We start from the raw sequence: 18,573 nt of genomic DNA, 5'->3' as shown, positions 1-18,573 counted from the left end.
AAGATATACATATTTCGTTGAAAAACGAGCATACTAACAGCGAAATGTAGATTCATGTTGAAAATTATTTATTGACACAATTAGAGATAGATTGTTATAATTTTATGTTTTTGACTATTTTTCTAACATGTGTTACACTATACATAGTGAGGTGGACCAATATGGCGAAAACTTTGTCTGATATTAAGCAAGCGCTGGATTTGCACCTAGGCCAACGATTAACTTTAAAAGCAAACGGTGGTCGTAGAAAAACAGTAGAACGTTCAGGTGTATTAACAGAAACGTACCCATCTGTTTTTATCGTTGAATTAGATCAAGAGGAAAACTCTTTGGAGCGGGTTTCGTATAGTTACGCAGATGTGTTAACGGAAACAGTGCAACTAAAATTTTTCTAAGAATGACATAGGCAATATAGCAAGTGGTGATGAGCAGTGGACATTGGTTTACTGCTTTTTTATTGGTCTTTTTTTCAAATTATATATGCATTATTTTTTATACATACTATACATATCGTCCTCGCGTTTCTTATGTAAAAGAGCGAGGAGATTCAGGTTGAAATTTCATTTTATACGTAAAGGAGCCATGTGCAATGTCAAGGCGTAGAGGGATTATGTCATCGAAGCTGAAAGAAGAACTGGCTAAAGAACTTGGTTTTTACGATACTGTACAAGCAGAAGGCTGGGGCGCTATTCGGGCAAAAGACGCAGGCAATATGGTGAAGCGAGCTGTAGAGCTTGCACAGCAGCAGCTAAAGCAATAGCATAGTGAAAATCAATGCTTATACGACTATTTAAAGTGAAATGAGGAAAACCGAAGTGTATAACCGCTTCGGTTTTTTTGTCCCAAAATGAAAGATAAAACAGAGGATTAGACAAAGATGTTTAAATGAACAGCTATATCTTGTTCATTTTATGATAAAATAGCGTTAAACTCGATAAGATGAAGTAGGTGAAGTAAGTTGAAATTAATGGTGAAAGCACCGGCTAAAATAAATTTGTCACTTGATGTGTTACATAAACGTCCAGATGGTTACCATGAAGTTAAGATGATTATGACAACAATTGATTTAGCGGACAGAATTGAACTTTCTGACCGTGAAGATGGACGAATTGTTATCTATTCTCATAATCGCTTTGTTCCAGATGACCAGCGAAATCTCGCTTATCAGGCAGCGCAGATTTTGAAGCGACGTTATAACATTTCAAAAGGTGTAAATATATTAATTGATAAACATATTCCAGTAGCTGCTGGATTAGCTGGAGGCAGCAGTGACGCGGCTGCTACATTACGCGGTTTAAATACGTTATGGGAATTAGGGTTATCATTAGACACACTTGCAGAAATAGGGGCTGAGATTGGCTCTGACGTATCTTTTTGCGTGTATGGAGGGACAGCTCTTGCTACAGGGCGCGGAGAGATTGTAGAGCATATTGAGGCACCTCCAAGCTGCTGGGTGATTTTGGCTAAGCCTGAAATAGGTGTTTCTACAGCAGATGTATATCGAAACTTAAAAATTGAAGAGATGGATCATCCTAAAGTAGATGAGATGGTTCACGCCATACAATCAGGAAATTATGATCAAATGTGTAGCCTTGTAGGAAATGTATTGGAAGCAGTAACGCTGAAAATGCATCCGGAAGTAGCTCTCATTAAAGAACAAATAAAGCGTTTTGGCGCCGATGCTGTGCTCATGAGCGGCAGTGGGCCAACTGTATTTGGACTTGTACAGCATGATTCACGTATGCATCGCATTTATAATGGATTACGTGGCTTTTGTGATAAAGTTTATGCAGTTAGGCTACTAGGTGAACGAATAACGCTTGAATAAATCCGTATGTTAATGTTATATTTACATTACAATATTCGGATTTTCAGGAGGATGTTATGAAGTTTCGACGTAGTGGACGATTAATTGATATGACCAACTATTTCATTCAAAACCCTCAGCGCCTTATCCCTCTTACGTATTTTGCAGATAAATATGATTCCGCAAAATCATCGATTAGCGAAGATATGGCGATTATTAAACAAACTTTTGAACAGCAGGGTATCGGAACTTTGGTTACGCTACCAGGGGCTGCCGGCGGAGTTAAATTCATTCCAAAGATGACGAATGAAGAAGCCGGTCAGCTTGTTCAAGAATTATGTGGGTTGATTGAAAAACCTGAGCGTTTACTGCCAGGTGGATATTTATATTTAACTGATATTTTAGGGAACCCCCGCGTTGTGAATAAAATCGGTCGCTTGTATGCATCGCTTTTTGCTAACCGCAAAATCGATGTGGTGATGACTGTAGCAACAAAAGGTATTCCTATTGCGTATGCGGTTGCTCAGTATTTAGACGTGCCCGTTGTTATTGTGCGCAGAGACAGTAAAGTAACTGAAGGATCGACCGTTAGTATTAACTACGTGTCGGGTTCATCTAAGCGCATTCAAACGATGCTGTTAGCTAAAAGAAGTTTAGCGGTGGGGTCAAATGTACTCATCATTGATGATTTCATGAAAGCTGGCGGTACTGTAAATGGAATGGTTAGCTTGCTTGAAGAGTTCGATGCAACCGTTGCTGGTATTGGAGTTTTAGTAGAATCAGAAGATATTGAAGAACGTTTAGTGGATGAGTATGTGTCCCTTGTACAATTAACAGATGTAAATATCAAAGATAAACAAATTCGTGTACAAGAAGGCAATTACTTAAAATATATTTGATCAAGTAAGGGAGAGGAACATATGTTACAGGTTCAAACAAAAAATGCACCGCAAGCTATTGGTCCATATTCACAGGGAATTGTTGTGAATAACTTGTTTTACAGTTCAGGTCAAATTCCACTTCGTCCAGATGGTATGTTGGTCGAAGGAGATGTTCAAGTACAAGCTACTCAAGTATTTGAAAATCTAAAAGCAGTTCTTGAAGAAGCTGGAGCTTCTCTAAATACAGTTGTAAAGGCAACCGTGTTCATTAAAGATATGAACGACTTCGCAGCGTTAAATGAAGTCTATGGCGACTACTTCGGGGACCATAAGCCGGCACGTTCATGCGTAGAAGTTGCGAGACTACCTAAAGATGTACTTGTTGAAATTGAAGTTATTGCGCTTGTTAAAGGGTAATTAAATTAACAAATTTCTAACAAAAAGCAAGTAACTTCCAATTGTTCACTTTTTTTGCGAAAATTTTCTAAAAATTTTTTCTGAATAGCAGGAAAACACAAAATTCTGTGGAATTAAGTATGTAAAGCTTCGCATAGAAAAAGGTGGTGAACAAGATGGAAGTAACTGACGTAAGATTACGCCGCGTGAACACTGAAGGACGTATGAGAGCGATTGCTTCAATCACATTAGATGGTGAATTTGTTGTTCATGATATTCGTGTGATTGATGGTAATAATGGCTTATTTGTAGCCATGCCAAGTAAACGTACACCGGATGGTGAGTTCCGTGATATTGCACATCCAATCAATTCAAATACTCGCGGAAAGATTCAAGATGCTGTTTTAGCAGAATATCATCGTTTAGGTGAGGTAGAAGTTGAATTCGAAGAAGCGGGTGCTTCGTAAACATATGATACATTAAGAGTCTACTGAAAAGTAGGCTCTTTTCTTTTTGATTACCACTTATATAATTTCACACCTTTGTAAAACTTTAGCATTACCAAAAAATAAAATTCATGACTTATAAATGATTCCTTGAAATGCTGTCATTTTTGATATAATATTCTTAATGGATAAAAAGGTAAAATTGGAGGCCTGTTATGTCAAAAAGATATGCAGTCATATTGGCAGCTGGTCAGGGTACACGTATGAAGTCATCTTTATATAAAGTGTTACACCCTGTGTGTGGCAAACCGATGGTGCAACACGTAATTGATCAGTTATCACGTTTAGATTTAACAAGTTTAATTACAGTTGTAGGTCACGGTGCCGAAAAAGTGAAATCACATGTTGGAGATAAAAGCTTATTTGCTTTACAAGAAGAGCAGTTAGGAACAGCTCATGCAGTAATGCAAGCAGAATCTTTACTTGCACATGAAAAAGGTACGACAATTGTTGTATGTGGAGATACTCCGCTTATTACAGCTGAAACAATTGAATCTTTATTAAAGCATCATGAAGCAACAAATGCAATGGCAACTATTTTAACAGCTCATGCAGAAGATCCAACAGGATATGGACGCATCATTCGAAATGAACAAGGGTCTGTTGAAAAGATTGTGGAGCATAAAGATGCCACAGAACAAGAGCGTCTTGTACAGGAAATTAATACTGGTACGTATTGTTTTGATAATGAGAAATTATTTGAGACACTTTCAAAAGTTTCAAATGATAATGTACAGGGAGAGTATTATTTACCTGATGTTATCGAAATTCTAAAAAATGAAGGTCAAATTATTTCTGCATATCAAACATCCGATTTTGCTGAAACATTGGGCGTTAATGATCGATTTGCTCTGTCTCAAGCAGAAGAAACAATGAAAAAGCGCATCAACAAGCAGCATATGTTAAATGGAGTGACGATTGTGGATCCTTCTAACACGTACATTTCAGCAGATGCTGTCATTGGCAGAGATACGGTTATTTATCCTGGTACGGTTATTCAAGGAACAGTTGTAATTGGAGAGAATTGTGAAGTAGGACCTAACAGTGAAATTAAAGACTGCAAAATAGGTAATAATACTTCTATTCGCCATTCTGTTGCTCACGATAGTGAAATTGGTCACGAAGTCACAATTGGCCCATTTGCACATATTCGTCCTCAATCATTAATTGGAGATGAAGTGCGCGTAGGAAACTTTGTAGAAATTAAAAAAGCATCTTTTGGCAAAGGTAGCAAAGCTTCTCATTTAAGTTATATTGGAGACGCAGAGGTCGGAAAAGGTGTAAACTTAGGGTGCGGATCTATTACAGTTAACTACGATGGGAAAAATAAATTTTTAACAAAGATTGAAGATGGGGCATTCGTAGGATGTAACTCAAACTTAATTGCACCTGTAACGATTGGTGAAGGCGCCTATGTTGCAGCTGGTTCAACCGTAACGGATGATGTGCCAGGAAAAGCATTATCAATTGCTCGTGCGAAACAAGTAAATAAAGAAAACTATGCTGAAAAGCTTGATATTAATAAAAAATCCTGACGGAGGTTTCACAATAAAATGTCAAATGTATATGCTGATGAAAATTTAAAGTTATTTACGCTAAATTCAAACAAGGCTTTAGCTGAAGAGATCGCAAAAGTAATTGGTGTGGAATTAGGTAAATGTTCGGTTGATCGTTTCAGTGACGGTGAAATTCAAATTAACATTGAAGAAAGTATCCGTGGTTGTGATGTATTTATCATTCAATCAACAAGTGCTCCAGTTAACGAACACTTAATGGAATTATTAATTATGATTGATGCATTAAAACGTGCATCAGCTAAAACAATTAACATCGTTATGCCTTACTATGGCTATGCTCGTCAGGATCGTAAAGCTCGTGCACGTGAACCAATCACTGCCAAATTAGCAGCAAATATCATTGAAAAAGCGGGAGCTACTCGTATTATCACATTAGATTTACATGCTCCTCAAATTCAAGGTTTCTTCGATATTCCAATTGACCATTTAGTAGGTGTTCCAATTTTAGGTGAATACTTCAAGAGTAAAAACCTTGATGACGTTGTTGTTGTATCTCCGGACCACGGTGGCGTAACGCGTGCTCGCCGTTTAGCGGAACGTCTAAAAGCGCCGATCGCTATCATTGACAAACGTCGCCCACGTCCAAACGTAGCAGAAGTTATGAACATTGTTGGACAAGTGGAAGGAAAAACAGCAATCTTGATTGATGACATGATTGATACAGCTGGTACAATTACAATTGGTGCAAGTGCATTAATTGAAGCAGGTGCAAAAGAAGTATATGCTTGTTGTACACACCCAGTGCTTTCAGGCCCTGCGATTGAGCGTATTCAAAACTCTACAATCAAAGAGCTGGCTGTAACAAACTCTATTGCTTTAACAGAAGATAAGAAAATTGATAAAGTAACAGAACTTTCAGTAGCTCCGTTAATCGGTGAAGCAATTATTCGTGTTCACGAAGAGCAATCAGTTAGTACATTATTTGATTGATAAACAGAACCTCTTTCCATTTGGAAAGAGGTTTTTTTGAAAAAAATTTAAATGTGCCAACCCTTGATTTTAAAGCGCTTTGGATGGAATGCACAAAGATATATTACTGTTCAAACTGGGTTTCATGTTTAGCAACCTTCTAAAAAGGGTACATTTTAAGTAGAAAACATACTGGAAGGTGAATAAAATGAGTATTTCAATTCAAGCAAATAAAAGAACGGATTTCAAAAATTCTACAAATAGAAAGATTCGCGACGAAGGAAACTTCCCAGCGGTTGTTTACGGAAATAAAACAGAATCCACACCTATTTACTTAAACAGTGCTGATTTTATTAAGACTATTCGTGAAGCAGGACGCAATGGAGTGTTAACGTTACAAGTGGATAAGCAAAAATATTCCGTAATGTTACATGATATTCAAACTGATCCATTAAAAAACGAAATTGTCCACGCCGATTTCCAAGTGGTCGACATGAAGAAAGAAATTGATACTGAAGTTTCTTTATCTCTAGTAGGAGAAGCAAAAGGAACAAAAGAAGGCGGCGTATTACAGCAGTCTCTATATGAAATTTCATTAAAAGGCTTGCCGCAGGATATCCCATCGTCTATTGATGTAGATGTATCAGAGTTAGGAATTAATGATACAATCACAGTAGCGGATATTAAGGTAGATAAAAAGCTAGAAATTACGCATAATGCAGAAGATACAGTTGCTTCTGTGCTACCTCCTCAACAGGAAGAAGAGCCGGACAGCGGCGAAGTTCAGGATGCTGAAGGTGATGTTGAAGCAACAAAAGAAAAAAATAACGAAGAATAATATAAAAAGACGTAACCAAAAGGTTACGTCTTTTTGTGTGAATTGATTATAATAAAAGTGATACTATATAGTAATGTAAAACATTAAAGACATTTACCTATTATGTACAACTTACATAGAGTGGAAAGGAGTATCTATTTTGAAATTAATCGTTGGTTTAGGGAATCCTGGAAAAGAATATGACCGTACCCGTCATAACATAGGATTTATGGCAATTGATAAAATTGCTGAACAGTTTATGATTTCATTAGATAAAACAAAGTTTAACGGAATATATGGAACAGGTATAATAAAAGGAGAAAAAGTCATATTATTAAAGCCTCTAACATATATGAATTTATCAGGAGAAAGTATTCGCCCGTTAATGGACTATTTTGATATAGACGTCGAAGACTTGCTTGTTATTTACGATGACTTAGATTTACCGTGCGGAAAAGTAAGATTGCGTACAAAAGGAAGTCCGGGCGGCCATAACGGAATAAAATCAATTATTCAGCATTTAAAAACCCAAGAGTTTAACCGAATTCGTATTGGAATCGATCGTCCGAAAAACGGTATGAAAGTAGTTGATTACGTACTAGGGCGCTTTACAGAAGATGAAATGGTTCATATGGAAGAAGCGATGAAAACGTCTATACACGCGAGTGAAGATTTTTTAGGTAAACCGTTCTTAGAAGTAATGAATCGCTATAATTAAGTAGAATAAAATTTCTCTCAATCGTCCATACTAACACTAAAAGATTTGGGAGGATTTGTATGTCTATTCATTATTTCTGTAGACATTGTGGCGCAAAAGTCGGTATGATAGAAAAGACAGCTCACAATACAGAAGCACTCGGTTTTAATCACCTAACCGCAGATGAACGAAAAGACTTTATTCACTACCATAATAGTGGAGATATCGTGGTTAAAATTATTTGTGAAGACTGTCAAGAAGCGCTAGAACGAAATCCAGACTATCATCAGTACGAAACATTTATACAATAAAAAGCTTTGGTCTCAAACCAAAGCGTTTTTCTGTTTAGTTTAGACATATCATGGGAGGAGGGAATTCCTTTGCGAGGGATTAGACAGCAATTTGAAGAAAATAAAGAAATTGGAGCTGTTGTCAGCAGCTTAGAAGAAGGTTTGAAAGAACAGTTAGTAACGGGAATTTCCGGTTCAGCTCGATCTGTATTAATGGCACTCTTAAATGAGGATAAAAAATACCCTTTATTAGTAGTGACTCATAATTTATATCAAGCTCAAAAAGTGTATGAAGACCTTTTGCATCTTTTACCGGAAAAAGACGTTTTCTTATACCCTGTTAACGATTTAGTTGCTACAGAAGTGGGGATTGCAAGTCCAGAATTAAAGGCTCAGCGAATTGAAGTACTCAATTATTGGAGTCAACATACAGGTGGAGTAGTTGTAACACCGCTTGCAGGAATTCGAAAGCTGCTGCCTCCTAAAGCAAGATGGGAGCAAACACAGCTGCCGTTTCAAATGGGAATTGACATCGACGTTGATCATTATTTAAAAAGGTTAGTTGAGTTGGGCTATGAGCGGGCATCTATGGTTTCAGCTCCAGGTGAGTTTAGTGTGCGCGGAGGAATCATTGACATTTATCCGTTAACAGAAGAGCTACCTGTCCGAATTGAACTATTTGATACGGAGATTGATTCCATTCGTACTTTTACAATCGAGGATCAACGCTCTCAAGAGCAGTTAAAAGAAATTTCAATCGGTCCTGCTACGGAAATCATTGTGAACCAAAATGAAGTGGCCCAAGGAATTGAAGAACTAGAAGCACAGCTGGCTTCGACGCTGCAACAAGTAAAAAACGCAGCGCTAAAAGCTACCTTAACAGAAAATATTAAAGGTGAAATCGAACAGCTGCGTCAAGGTCAGCTTCTTGAAAATATGTTCAAGTATTTATCATTCTTCTACGAATTGCCTGCTAGTTTACTAGATTATTTACCAGAAGGCGGCCTTGTCATCTTTGATGAAACCACTCGAATTCAAGAAACGTCTGATCAGCTTGAAACAGAGGAAGCTGAATGGATAACCGAATTATTAGGACAGGGGCAAATTGTTCGAGACGTTCAATTATCTCATAAGCTCCCATCTCTTATTCAGCGAGCAAAACATCAGTTTTTATACTTATCGTTATTTTTGAAGCACGTATCGTATACGAGTCCGCAAAATATTATTAATATTTCATGTAAGCAGATGCAGCAGTTTTACGGCCAAATGAACTTATTAAAAAGTGAAATTGAACGTTGGAAAAATGCTAATTATACGGTAGTCCTCTTAGGAGCAGATAAAGAGCGCGTGAAAAAACTTGAAGGTGTGCTAGCAGATTATGATATTGATTCATCTATTTTAGATGGAAATGGTCAGCTTGTGCCAGGTCTTGTTCAAATTATTGAAGGCGATTTACAAATGGGCTTTGAACTGCCGATGCAAAAATTAGCTGTTTTAACCGAGGAAGAATTGTTTAAAAAACGGGTAAAGAAATCAAAGCGTCGTCAAAAGCTTTCCAATGCAGAACGTATTAAAAGCTATTCAGAGTTAAACGTAGGTGACTATGTCGTTCACGTGAACCACGGTATTGGCCGTTATTTAGGAATGGAAACGTTAGAGATTAACGGTAATCATAAAGATTATATCCATATCAAATATGAAGGCTCTGACAAGCTGTACGTTCCTGTTGAACAGATTGATCAAGTACAAAAATATGTAGGCTCTGAAGGGAAAGAGCCAAAAGTATATAAACTTGGCGGAAATGACTGGAAGAAAGTGAAACGAAAAGTTGAGTCTTCTGTTCAAGATATCGCTGATGACTTAATTAAACTATATGCAGAGCGTGAAGCAAGTAAAGGTTATGCATTTTCCCCGGATGGCGATTTACAAAGAGAATTTGAAACAGCTTTCCCTTATCAAGAAACCGAAGATCAGCTTCGTTCTGTACAAGAAATTAAAAAGGATATGGAACATGAAAGACCAATGGATCGTTTGCTTTGTGGAGACGTTGGATATGGAAAAACAGAAGTAGCCATTCGTGCTGCATTTAAAGCTGTGACAGATGGAAAACAAGTGGCTATTTTAGTGCCAACCACTATCTTAGCTCAGCAGCACTATGAAACCATCCGTGAGCGTTTTCAAGACTATCCAATCAACATTGGGCTATTGAGCCGCTTTCGCAGTCGTAAACAGCAGCAAGAAACAATTAAAGGGCTAAAAAACGGGACCGTAGATGTGGTGATTGGTACACATCGTTTACTATCTAAAGACGTGATTTATAAAGATTTAGGATTGTTAGTTATCGATGAAGAGCAGCGTTTTGGTGTAACGCACAAGGAAAAAATCAAGCAAATGAAAGCAAACGTTGATGTCCTTACACTTACAGCAACACCTATTCCACGAACATTACATATGTCTATGTTGGGCGTAAGGGATTTGTCTGTTATTGAAACGCCGCCTGAAAATCGTTTTCCGGTTCAAACATATGTAGTGGAGTATAATCCGGTTTTAGTTCGTGAAGCCATTGAGCGTGAGTTAGCGCGTGATGGCCAAGTTTACTTTTTATATAATCGCGTAGAAGATATTGAACGAAAAGCAGAAGAAATTTCGATGCTCGTGCCTGATGCTAGGGTAACGTATGCCCACGGAAAAATGAATGAAACCGAACTCGAAGCGGTTATCTTAAGCTTTTTAGAAGGCGAATATGACGTGATTGTGAGTACAACCATTATCGAAACGGGAGTAGATATTCCCAATGTAAATACGCTTATTGTCAATAATGCTGATAAGATGGGATTATCACAACTGTATCAATTAAGAGGGCGTGTAGGTCGTTCAAATCGTGTGGCATATGCGTACTTTACGTATCACAAAGACAAAGTACTGACAGAAGTAGCTGAAAAGCGTCTGCAAGCTATTAAAGAATTCACCGAATTAGGTTCTGGGTTTAAAATTGCTATGCGTGATCTTTCAATACGTGGTGCCGGAAACTTACTGGGTGCTCAGCAGCATGGATTTATCGATTCTGTCGGTTTCGATCTCTACTCGCAAATGCTTAAAGAAGCGATAGAGGAAAGACGCGGGTCTGACGGAGAAAGTGTGAAATTTAATGTGGAAATGAATCTGGACTTAGACGCATATATTCCTGATCAGTACATTACAGACGGCCGCTTGAAAATTGAGATGTATAAGCGCTTTAGAGGAATTGAAGCACTAGAAGATATTCAAGAATTGCAGGATGAAATGATTGATCGTTTTGGAGAGTATCCGGCTGAGGTTGAGTATTTGTTTAAAGTAGCTGAAACAAAAGTATATGCAACGCAGAACTTAGTAGAATCTATTCTTCAGTCAAAACAAGAAATTTCTATTCTGTTGTCTGAAGAAGCGAGCTCAACGGTAGACGGCCAAAAATTATTCATGCTAGGTGATCAATTCGGCAGAATGGTCAGCTTAGGTATGGAAGGCAAAAAAGTAAAATTAGTGGTTAATGTAAAAGGACTTGCTCAAAAAGAATGGCTCAATATTGTGTATCAGTTAGTAAAAGGAGTAGCCACTGTTAAAAAAGAACAAGTTACGAATTAAAAGAGGCAAGGACAAAAGTATTTTAGTTAAAGGAAAATCCGAACGATAAATTGAGGTTCTTGATAAAGAATCCAACTCGTTCGGATTTTTTTATTGATATGGTGAACGCAGGTTTCATGTATGTGGCTGCTTTTAGATGGTGATTGAAGGACAAGACAAAGACTCCCGCGGGAAAAGCGGAAAGCGAAGTCTTGCACGGAAATCAGCAGCGGTGTCTCAAGCGGTTTACCTCATGTCTCCTAGTTGTTCGTCTTTAGGCGAGATAGGTTTAGTTATGTCTCAGCCTCTCTTGTATAGTCAAAATAAAAACATCCAAATCCCCATGTTTTGGCGGTTTTTTGGACATTTTTTTAATAAAAGCACACTTTTTAACAAAAAAAGAGATGGTTGGTGAATAGAAGTTGTAGAGTGAAGAATACTAACCTCAACAAAGGTGAACCTTTTATCATATAGCCATCAGTGATATTCACCAACTATTTTAATCATCATATGAAAGAGAGGCTTCAATGAATGAAAGCAACAGGTATTGTTCGTCGTATTGATGATTTGGGTCGCGTTGTGATTCCAAAAGAAATTAGAAGAACGCTTCGCATCCGAGAGGGAGATCCGCTAGAGATTTTCGTCGATCGCGATGGAGAAGTTATTTTAAAGAAATATTCGCCAATTAGTGAATTGGGAGACTTTGCAAAAGAGTATGGCGAAGCGCTATACGATAGCTTAGGTCATCCTGTACTTATTTGTGACCGCGATGTATTTATTGCGGTAGCAGGAAGTTCTAAAAAAGAATACTTAAATAAAAACATTAGTTCTTTAGTGGAGTCTGTTATGGAAAGCCGCAGTTCTTCTTTAGTAACTGACGGGAAAAACCTTGAATTTGTCGATGGATACGAAGAAAATATTTCTTCTTACACAATCGGTCCGATTATTGCAAATGGAGATCCGATTGGAGCTGTTGTCATTTTCTCAAAAGATAAGTCCCTTGGTGAAGTAGAGCATAAAGCGGCCGAAACAGCAGCTAGCTTCTTATCCCGTCAAATGGAGCAGTAAGCGTAATTATCTTTATTTTACATTATCTACTGAAAAGGTAGCAGTTTCTGCTGCCTTTTTTCATGCTGTCTTACCTTAGAAATAAAGAGAACATGATATAATGGTACGGTATTTTATTTATTGGAAAGTGCAGGATGTTTTATAAGAACAAAGCTCTATTCTATTGCGGTTAGCGGCTAATAAAAAGAGTTGTTCACATCATTACAAGCTGCAGGTGAAAGGTGTAGGAATGCAGAAACAATCAAAGCTCTATTCTATTTTTAACGGCGCCATTATTTTAACGCTCGCAGGTTTATTTACGAAAATCTTAAGTGCCACTTATCGTATTCCATATCACCATATTGCGGGAGATATAGGGTTTTATATCTATCAGCAAGTTTATCCGCTATATGGAATTGCGCTACAGCTAGGTACATATGGTTTCCCTGTAATTATTTCAAAGTTAGTAGCTGATTATGGGGCAACAAACCGGAGAAAGGAAATACGGGGAATACTTCAAGTTTCATTTGCTTTTTTGTTTGTAGTAGGCTGCACGATATTTGCGCTCGAATATATCTTTGCAGAAACAATCGCCGAGTGGATGGGAGATCGGGAGTTAACGATTCTCATTCAAATTATTTCATTTTCCTTTTTACTTATTCCGTTTATTGCTGTTATTCGTGGTTATTATCAAGGATTATATAATATGTTTCCTACAGCGCTGTCTCAAATCGCAGAACAAGTTGTGCGAGTAGGGACTATTTTGTATCTATCTATTTTCTTTGTGCACCATGGATATGGTCCTTATACTACGGGGGCGGGAGCAATTTTTGGCTCCATAACAGGCGGTCTAACATCTCTTATTGTTTTGTTTTTATTTGTTTTTAGAACAAAGACAAATTCTAAGGGGATGTTTCAACGCATAAAGAAAGCAGACGTCAAAAAAATAGTAAAAGTCCTGGTTATTCAAGGTTTATTAATTTGTATTAGCGGTATGGGTCTGCTGTTTATCCAGCTTATTGACTCCTTTACTTTATATTCTAGTCTAACGGCGCACGGCATGGCTGAAGAAGCAGCACAAATTTTAAAAGGTATTTACGACCGCGGTCTTCCGTTGATTCAATTAGGTACAGTAGTAGGTACAGCTTTTTCGCTTTCGCTTGTACCTGTTATTTCTTCAGCCATTGCGAAAAAGAACTTGTCATTTGTGGTTGAAAAAGTTCAGCTGTCTCTCCGTCTATCGCTTGTAGTCGGAGTTGGAGCAGCTTTTGGCTTGATTGCGCTGATGAAACCCATTAATATGCTTTTATACGGTGACTCCCACGGAACGGACGTTTTACAAATTTTGAGCTTGTTAGTTATATTTACAACAGTAGCAGCAACTGCTGGAGCTGTGCTGCAGGGGATGGGAGCTGTTTTCGCACCTGTAATAGCCGTCATCGCTGGCATGGCAGTCAAACTGATATTGAATCTTTGGCTAATACCAGATTTTCAAACCATAGGAGCAGCCATTGCTTCCTCAGCTGGATTCGCTATCGTTGCAGCAATCAATCTATTTTGTCTGTATAAAAAGTTAGCTGTACCTCTTGTTCCGAAAAAGGTGAGTGGAGGTATTTTTATAACGGGCATAGCAATGGTCGTTCTTTTGCAAAGCTATTTATTTTGTTTACATCACTTTGTATGGTCTAATGGTTTAGATACAAGCAAACAAGTGGTTGAAACAGGAGCTGGTGTTTTAATAGGCGGTTTGTTTTATTTGTTTATCATTATGAAACAACACATTTTTACCGAAGAGGAATTACGTTTACTTCCAATGGGAAGTGTTTTAGCTAAATACGTATTAAAAAATAAATAAGAAGGTGAAGCAATGGCAGGTAAAGTAACAGTTATTGGTTTAGGAGCAGGCGATTTAGAACAGCTACCTGTAGGCATTTATCGCTTGCTACAGCAGGAAAAGCATATTTATATGCGCACAAAAGAACATCCTGTAATCAAAGAATTAGAAAGTGAAGGCTTGACGTATGTATCCTATGATGACGTATACGAATCTTATGATGCATTTGAAGAGGTATATGAACATATATCAAATGATTTAATCGATAAAGCTTCAATAGAAGAAGTGGTGTATGCCGTTCCTGGGCACCCTTTAGTGGCAGAACGTACGGTTCAATTACTTTTACAAAAAGGAAAAGAACGAGGCATTCCTGTTGAAATTAAAGGAGGACAAAGCTTCTTAGACCCAATTTTTGGTGCGCTAAAGATCGATCCTATCGAAGGGTTTCAGCTGCTAGACGGAACAGATTTAAAGCGAAGCGAAATAGAGTTAACCGGTCATGTTCTAATTGCTCAAGTGTACGATCAATTCGTTGCTTCAGAGGTAAAGCTAACGCTGATGGAACACGTTCCTGATGATTACCTCGTTTATATTGTAACAGCAGCGGGAAGCAGTGAAGAAAAAATCCAGCCGGTCAAGCTGTATGAATTGGATAGAGAAATGTCGCTCAATAACTTAACGACTATTTATGTGCCTCCAGTAGCAGACGAAACAATTTTATATCATCAATTTGACTCGTTCAGAAGGATTATTGCCACGCTCAGAGGGCCAAACGGATGTCCTTGGGATCAAAAACAAACGCATGAATCGCTCAAGCGCTATTTGCTAGAAGAGTCATATGAGTTATTAGATGCAATTGACCGTCAAGATGACGATAATATGATTGAAGAGCTCGGTGATGTATTGCTGCAAGTATTGCTTCATGCCCAAATCGGTGAAGATGAAGGAATGTTTTCAATTGATGATGTCATTCGCAGTGTTTCAGAGAAAATGGTAAGACGCCATCCGCATGTATTTGGGGAAGTGAGCGTGAATGATGCAGATGAGGTCTTAAAAAATTGGGATGAAATCAAAAAAGAAGAAAAAGGAGAGGAACCTTCTTCTCTGTTAGCTTCTGTACCTGGGGCTATGCCTTCTTTAATGAAAGCGCATGGATACCAAAAACAAGCTGCAAAAGTTGGTTTCGATTGGTCAGAAGTTGAACCAATGTGGGAAAAAGTACAGGAAGAACTTGCTGAATTCCAAGAGGAAGTACAGCATGCTGATAAAGAAAAAATGAGCGATGAATTTGGAGATATTTTATTTGCTTTAGTGAATATTGCAAGGTTTTATAAAATTGACTCTGAAGCTGCATTAGCTAAAACGAATACAAAATTTTTAAATCGATTTCAATATATTGAAGAAAAAGTGAGAGCTTCTGAAAAACCATTTGAATCTTTTTCGTTAGAAGAGTTAGATGAATTTTGGGAAGACGCCAAAAAAACAGGTTTGTAAAACAGAAAGGTGAGGGAATTATGAGGTTAGATAAATTTTTAAAAGTATCACGTTTAATTAAGCGCCGTACATTAGCAAAAGAAGTATCAGACAAGGGCCGTATTACCATTAATGGTATCGTTGCAAAAGCAAGCACAAATGTGAAAGTAGGAGATGAGTTAGCGATCACATTTGGCACGAAGAAAATTACCGTTAAAATAGAGGCTCTTCAAGAAGCAGCTAAAAAAGAAGAAGCAGCTAATTTATACTCAATTGTCAAAGAAGAGCGTATTTCATCTGAAGTATAACTGATGAAGGCTTGTTCTAAATCACCTTTCTCATTCATATGTTTTAAACAACAGATAACAAGGGCGAATGCTCTTAATGAATGAGGTGGGGATGAAGATATGAGCCAATTTTACGAAACAAGCAATTCAAACAAAGACCATACTCCAAATCATGATTTAGTGATGAAGGGTCGGCGTCTCTTAGATATCACGGGTGTGAAGCAGGTAGAGAGCTTTGACAATGAGGAATTTTTACTTGAAACAGTGATGGGTTTCTTGTCAGTTAGAGGGCAAAACCTGCAAATGAAAAATTTAGACGTTGATCAAGGAATTGTATCGATAAAAGGAAAAATCTTTGATATAGTTTACTTAGATGAGAACCAATCGGAGAAGGCTAAAGGATTCTTTAGTAAGTTGTTTCGATGAGTTTAAACATTCAGCTCTATACAATGCTTGCGATGGTATCGATGGGAAGCGGTTTAGGTGCTTCTCTCGATACTTATCGTTACTTTGTTAATCGCTCTAAATCACGCCCATGGTTTGTATTTGTGAATGACGTGTTGTTTTGGATGGTGCAAGCTCTTCTCATTTTTTATGTGTTGTTTTTAGTGAATGAAGGAGAACTGCGTTTGTATGCGTTTCTTGCTTTGTTTTGCGGCTTTGCCGCGTATCAAAGCTTATTTCAATCACTGTATTTAAAAGTATTAACATTTACTGTCTCGAGCGTATTAAGTTTATATCGAGGTGTTTTAACGCTTAGTAATATTTTTTTGGTCAAGCCTATCCGCTTCTTTATTCATATTTTAGTTGTAGTCGCTTTAGGGATCTACCGAGCTGTTCATAAGCTGCTCGTATTCTGTCTAAAGCTTATTTACGTACCGACCAGGTGGCTTCTTTTCGTATTTTGGAGAATGATGCCTAAACCTGTAAAACGATTTTTACATATGGGTTTTCGGTATATAGAAGGAATTTACAATCGTGCAAAGAATATGATAATGAGAATTGTTGCATGGGTGAACACTTTAAAAAACAAGGGGGACGACTAATTCAATGAGTGCGGTACGAAAAAAAAAGGTCGCGAAGTTAAATACTGATTATAGCCATAAACAAGAGCAAATTAAACAAAATACAGATCGAAAGCGTATCGGTTTAATTAGGCGTTTGACTGTTTTCGGAGTGTTGGCCTTAATCATTGGTGGATTGATGGTATCAGCTTTAATTACGCAAACCTCAGCTATTGAGAACAAAAAATCTGAGAAGGTGAAATTAGAACAGCAGCTGACAAAATTACAAAGCAAGCAAAAACAGTTAAAAGGTGAAATCGTCAAGTTAAATGACGATGATTATATTAAAAAGATTGCCCGCAGAGATTATTTTTTATCAGAAGACGGGGAAATTATCTTTAATGTAAAAAAAGACTAAACGTATGGTTCGTTGACAGTGTATTTTTGCTTTTTGTATAATATAATAAATTGATTTCTTTTATCATTTAAGGAGGAGCATTTTTTTTATGTCAATCGAAGTAGGCAGCAAGTTACAGGGAAAGGTAACAGGTATTACGAACTTTGGAGCTTTTGTTGAGTTACCAGGAGGTTCAACAGGCTTGGTTCATATCAGTGAAGTAGCTGATAATTACGTAAAGGACATTAACGACCATTTAAAAGTGGGCGACGAAGTTGAAGTCAAAGTAATTAACGTTGAGAAAGATGGTAAAATTGGTCTTTCAATTAAGAAAGCGGTAGACAAACCAGAACGTCCAGAAAGACCAGAGCGTCCTGCAAGAGCGCCACGCTCAGACCGTCCACGTGATTCACGCCCACAACGTAATAACAATCGTGGTGGCGGTAATGATTTCCGTACAAAAGAAACATTCGAACAAAAAATGAATCGTTTCTTAAAAGACAGTGAAGAACGTTTATCTTCCCTAAAACGCCATACCGAATCAAAACGCGGTGGACGCGGTGCAAAACGCGGTTAACTTGCTGCTTATATCAAATAGATAGCGAGTTTTTGGAAAGTGCCTTTTATCTAAAAGGTGCTTTTTTTATATGTAAAAAAGAGTAGAAAAAAAGCATGTACTGTTGTACATGCTTTTTGATGACCCGTACGGGATTCGAACCCGTGTTACCGCCGTGAAAGGGCGGTGTCTTAACCGCTTGACCAACGGGCCTTTATTCGAGTAGCGGCGGAGGGGATCGAACCCCCGACCTCACGGGTATGAACCGTACGCTCTAGCCAGCTGAGCTACACCGCCATTATACGTTCTCTAAAAGACATTTATAATAATATAAAAAAGAAGGGTTATTGTCAATAACTTTTTTGTTATTTTTATAGACTATTATTTGCTTTTAAAAAAGAATGATGATCATAGGCTTTCTCTGAGGCAAACAGTATCTCTGATATTTTTTAAATTGCCATGTAAGATTGTACATCTTTTTGTATAGTTTTCAAT

Annotated in this window: 21 protein-coding genes and 2 tRNA genes; 21 read left to right on the top strand and 2 right to left on the bottom strand. The window is 37.7% G+C overall.

The features are described from left to right. The first annotated feature begins 161 nt into the window (after window positions 1-161). The 21 genes from veg to POF52_RS28210 all read left to right on the top strand — a co-directional run bounded on the left by veg (window position 162) and on the right by POF52_RS28210 (window position 18,099). Entirely contained in the window at window positions 162-395 is a 234-nt protein-coding gene (gene veg, locus POF52_RS28310) for a biofilm formation stimulator Veg (RefSeq protein WP_013054859.1), read from the top strand. A gap of 194 nt (window positions 396-589) precedes the next feature. Further along, a complete protein-coding gene (locus tag POF52_RS28305; protein ID WP_013054860.1) occupies window positions 590-760 on the top strand; it encodes a small, acid-soluble spore protein, alpha/beta type in 171 nt (56 codons plus the stop codon). Window positions 761-958: 198 nt separating this feature from the next. Next, on the top strand, window positions 959-1,828 hold the full coding sequence (gene ispE / locus POF52_RS28300) for a 4-(cytidine 5'-diphospho)-2-C-methyl-D-erythritol kinase (RefSeq protein WP_013054861.1): 870 nt from the start codon (window positions 959-961) through the stop codon (window positions 1,826-1,828). A 56-nt stretch (window positions 1,829-1,884) separates the two neighbouring features. After that, window positions 1,885-2,706, top strand: a complete 822-nt coding sequence (gene purR, locus POF52_RS28295; protein ID WP_013054862.1) for a pur operon repressor — start codon at window positions 1,885-1,887, stop codon at window positions 2,704-2,706. Window positions 2,707-2,727: 21 nt separating this feature from the next. After that, window positions 2,728-3,105, top strand: a complete 378-nt coding sequence (locus POF52_RS28290) for a RidA family protein (RefSeq protein ID WP_271997104.1) — start codon at window positions 2,728-2,730, stop codon at window positions 3,103-3,105. Window positions 3,106-3,260: 155 nt separating this feature from the next. Beyond that, window positions 3,261-3,551 (top strand): septation regulator SpoVG, encoded by a 291-nt coding sequence (spoVG, locus tag POF52_RS28285; protein ID WP_013054864.1) that lies wholly within the window; start codon window positions 3,261-3,263, stop codon window positions 3,549-3,551. A 194-nt stretch (window positions 3,552-3,745) separates the two neighbouring features. Next, window positions 3,746-5,125, top strand: coding sequence for a bifunctional UDP-N-acetylglucosamine diphosphorylase/glucosamine-1-phosphate N-acetyltransferase GlmU (glmU, locus tag POF52_RS28280; RefSeq protein ID WP_013081340.1), 1,380 nt, complete (start codon window positions 3,746-3,748; stop codon window positions 5,123-5,125). Between the two features lie 18 nt (window positions 5,126-5,143). Then, on the top strand, window positions 5,144-6,097 hold the full coding sequence (locus POF52_RS28275; RefSeq protein ID WP_013054866.1) for a ribose-phosphate diphosphokinase: 954 nt from the start codon (window positions 5,144-5,146) through the stop codon (window positions 6,095-6,097). 187 nt (window positions 6,098-6,284) lie between these two features. Beyond that, complete coding sequence (locus POF52_RS28270; protein ID WP_074897828.1) at window positions 6,285-6,914, top strand: 50S ribosomal protein L25/general stress protein Ctc; 630 nt, start codon at window positions 6,285-6,287, stop codon at window positions 6,912-6,914. A 139-nt stretch (window positions 6,915-7,053) separates the two neighbouring features. Beyond that, window positions 7,054-7,611, top strand: coding sequence for an aminoacyl-tRNA hydrolase (gene pth / locus POF52_RS28265; protein WP_016762703.1), 558 nt, complete (start codon window positions 7,054-7,056; stop codon window positions 7,609-7,611). A gap of 59 nt (window positions 7,612-7,670) precedes the next feature. Beyond that, on the top strand, window positions 7,671-7,901 hold the full coding sequence (locus tag POF52_RS28260) for an anti-sigma-F factor Fin family protein (protein ID WP_013054869.1): 231 nt from the start codon (window positions 7,671-7,673) through the stop codon (window positions 7,899-7,901). Between the two features lie 69 nt (window positions 7,902-7,970). Continuing rightward, a complete protein-coding gene (gene mfd, locus POF52_RS28255) occupies window positions 7,971-11,501 on the top strand; it encodes a transcription-repair coupling factor (RefSeq protein WP_176586367.1) in 3,531 nt (1,176 codons plus the stop codon). Between the two features lie 136 nt (window positions 11,502-11,637). Continuing rightward, window positions 11,638-11,895, top strand: a complete 258-nt coding sequence (locus tag POF52_RS28250; protein WP_176586366.1) for a hypothetical protein — start codon at window positions 11,638-11,640, stop codon at window positions 11,893-11,895. 116 nt (window positions 11,896-12,011) lie between these two features. Further along, window positions 12,012-12,548, top strand: a complete 537-nt coding sequence (gene spoVT / locus POF52_RS28245; RefSeq protein ID WP_013054872.1) for a stage V sporulation protein T — start codon at window positions 12,012-12,014, stop codon at window positions 12,546-12,548. Between the two features lie 229 nt (window positions 12,549-12,777). After that, window positions 12,778-14,382, top strand: coding sequence for a putative polysaccharide biosynthesis protein (locus POF52_RS28240; RefSeq protein ID WP_016762706.1), 1,605 nt, complete (start codon window positions 12,778-12,780; stop codon window positions 14,380-14,382). Between the two features lie 12 nt (window positions 14,383-14,394). Then, entirely contained in the window at window positions 14,395-15,855 is a 1,461-nt protein-coding gene (mazG, locus tag POF52_RS28235; protein ID WP_271997096.1) for a nucleoside triphosphate pyrophosphohydrolase, read from the top strand. Between the two features lie 20 nt (window positions 15,856-15,875). Further along, entirely contained in the window at window positions 15,876-16,142 is a 267-nt protein-coding gene (locus tag POF52_RS28230; protein ID WP_013054875.1) for an RNA-binding S4 domain-containing protein, read from the top strand. 99 nt (window positions 16,143-16,241) lie between these two features. Continuing rightward, window positions 16,242-16,547 carry a sporulation protein YabP gene (gene yabP / locus POF52_RS28225; RefSeq protein WP_013054876.1) on the top strand — a complete coding sequence of 102 codons (306 nt, stop codon included), beginning with the start codon at window positions 16,242-16,244 and terminating at the stop codon, window positions 16,545-16,547. Then, window positions 16,544-17,167 carry a spore cortex biosynthesis protein YabQ gene (gene yabQ, locus POF52_RS28220; protein WP_025753169.1) on the top strand — a complete coding sequence of 208 codons (624 nt, stop codon included), beginning with the start codon at window positions 16,544-16,546 and terminating at the stop codon, window positions 17,165-17,167. Before yabP ends, yabQ begins: the two co-directional genes overlap by 4 nt. Before the next feature lie 4 nt (window positions 17,168-17,171). Next, entirely contained in the window at window positions 17,172-17,543 is a 372-nt protein-coding gene (locus POF52_RS28215; protein ID WP_176586363.1) for an FtsB family cell division protein, read from the top strand. An 88-nt stretch (window positions 17,544-17,631) separates the two neighbouring features. Continuing rightward, the gene (locus POF52_RS28210) at window positions 17,632-18,099 is read left to right on the top strand and encodes a S1 domain-containing RNA-binding protein (protein ID WP_013054879.1); all 468 of its coding nucleotides are present in this window, start codon (window positions 17,632-17,634) and stop codon (window positions 18,097-18,099) included. 120 nt (window positions 18,100-18,219) lie between these two features. Here the strand turns inward: POF52_RS28210 and POF52_RS28205 are convergent. Further along, window positions 18,220-18,291, bottom strand: a tRNA-Glu gene (locus tag POF52_RS28205). Between the two features lie 10 nt (window positions 18,292-18,301). Further along, window positions 18,302-18,375, bottom strand: a tRNA-Met gene (locus tag POF52_RS28200). Window positions 18,376-18,573: the final 198 nt, after the last annotated feature.

This window comes from Priestia sp. AB, assembly GCF_028369225.1.
In the GTDB taxonomy this organism is placed as follows: Bacteria; Bacillota; Bacilli; order Bacillales; family Bacillaceae_H; genus Priestia; species Priestia megaterium.
This window is presented reverse-complemented; position numbering and strand designations above follow the sequence as displayed.

What these genes read in the sequence shown, in the direction of transcription:
- spoVG (WP_013054864.1), top strand. Translation starts at nt 3,261, where the DNA reads ATGGAAGTAACTGACGTAAGATTACGCCGCGTGAACACTGAAGGACGT.
- POF52_RS28290 (WP_271997104.1), top strand. Translation starts at nt 2,728, where the DNA reads ATGTTACAGGTTCAAACAAAAAATGCACCGCAAGCTATTGGTCCATAT.
- POF52_RS28250 (WP_176586366.1), top strand. Translation starts at nt 11,638, where the DNA reads ATGGTGATTGAAGGACAAGACAAAGACTCCCGCGGGAAAAGCGGAAAG.
- mazG (WP_271997096.1), top strand. Translation starts at nt 14,395, where the DNA reads ATGGCAGGTAAAGTAACAGTTATTGGTTTAGGAGCAGGCGATTTAGAA.
- spoVT (WP_013054872.1), top strand. Translation starts at nt 12,012, where the DNA reads ATGAAAGCAACAGGTATTGTTCGTCGTATTGATGATTTGGGTCGCGTT.
- purR (WP_013054862.1), top strand. Translation starts at nt 1,885, where the DNA reads ATGAAGTTTCGACGTAGTGGACGATTAATTGATATGACCAACTATTTC.
- POF52_RS28210 (WP_013054879.1), top strand. Translation starts at nt 17,632, where the DNA reads ATGTCAATCGAAGTAGGCAGCAAGTTACAGGGAAAGGTAACAGGTATT.
- POF52_RS28275 (WP_013054866.1), top strand. Translation starts at nt 5,144, where the DNA reads ATGTCAAATGTATATGCTGATGAAAATTTAAAGTTATTTACGCTAAAT.
- POF52_RS28240 (WP_016762706.1), top strand. Translation starts at nt 12,778, where the DNA reads ATGCAGAAACAATCAAAGCTCTATTCTATTTTTAACGGCGCCATTATT.
- POF52_RS28215 (WP_176586363.1), top strand. Translation starts at nt 17,172, where the DNA reads ATGAGTGCGGTACGAAAAAAAAAGGTCGCGAAGTTAAATACTGATTAT.
- glmU (WP_013081340.1), top strand. Translation starts at nt 3,746, where the DNA reads ATGTCAAAAAGATATGCAGTCATATTGGCAGCTGGTCAGGGTACACGT.
- POF52_RS28260 (WP_013054869.1), top strand. Translation starts at nt 7,671, where the DNA reads ATGTCTATTCATTATTTCTGTAGACATTGTGGCGCAAAAGTCGGTATG.
- yabQ (WP_025753169.1), top strand. Translation starts at nt 16,544, where the DNA reads ATGAGTTTAAACATTCAGCTCTATACAATGCTTGCGATGGTATCGATG.
- POF52_RS28230 (WP_013054875.1), top strand. Translation starts at nt 15,876, where the DNA reads ATGAGGTTAGATAAATTTTTAAAAGTATCACGTTTAATTAAGCGCCGT.
- yabP (WP_013054876.1), top strand. Translation starts at nt 16,242, where the DNA reads ATGAGCCAATTTTACGAAACAAGCAATTCAAACAAAGACCATACTCCA.
- veg (WP_013054859.1), top strand. Translation starts at nt 162, where the DNA reads ATGGCGAAAACTTTGTCTGATATTAAGCAAGCGCTGGATTTGCACCTA.
- POF52_RS28305 (WP_013054860.1), top strand. Translation starts at nt 590, where the DNA reads ATGTCAAGGCGTAGAGGGATTATGTCATCGAAGCTGAAAGAAGAACTG.
- POF52_RS28270 (WP_074897828.1), top strand. Translation starts at nt 6,285, where the DNA reads ATGAGTATTTCAATTCAAGCAAATAAAAGAACGGATTTCAAAAATTCT.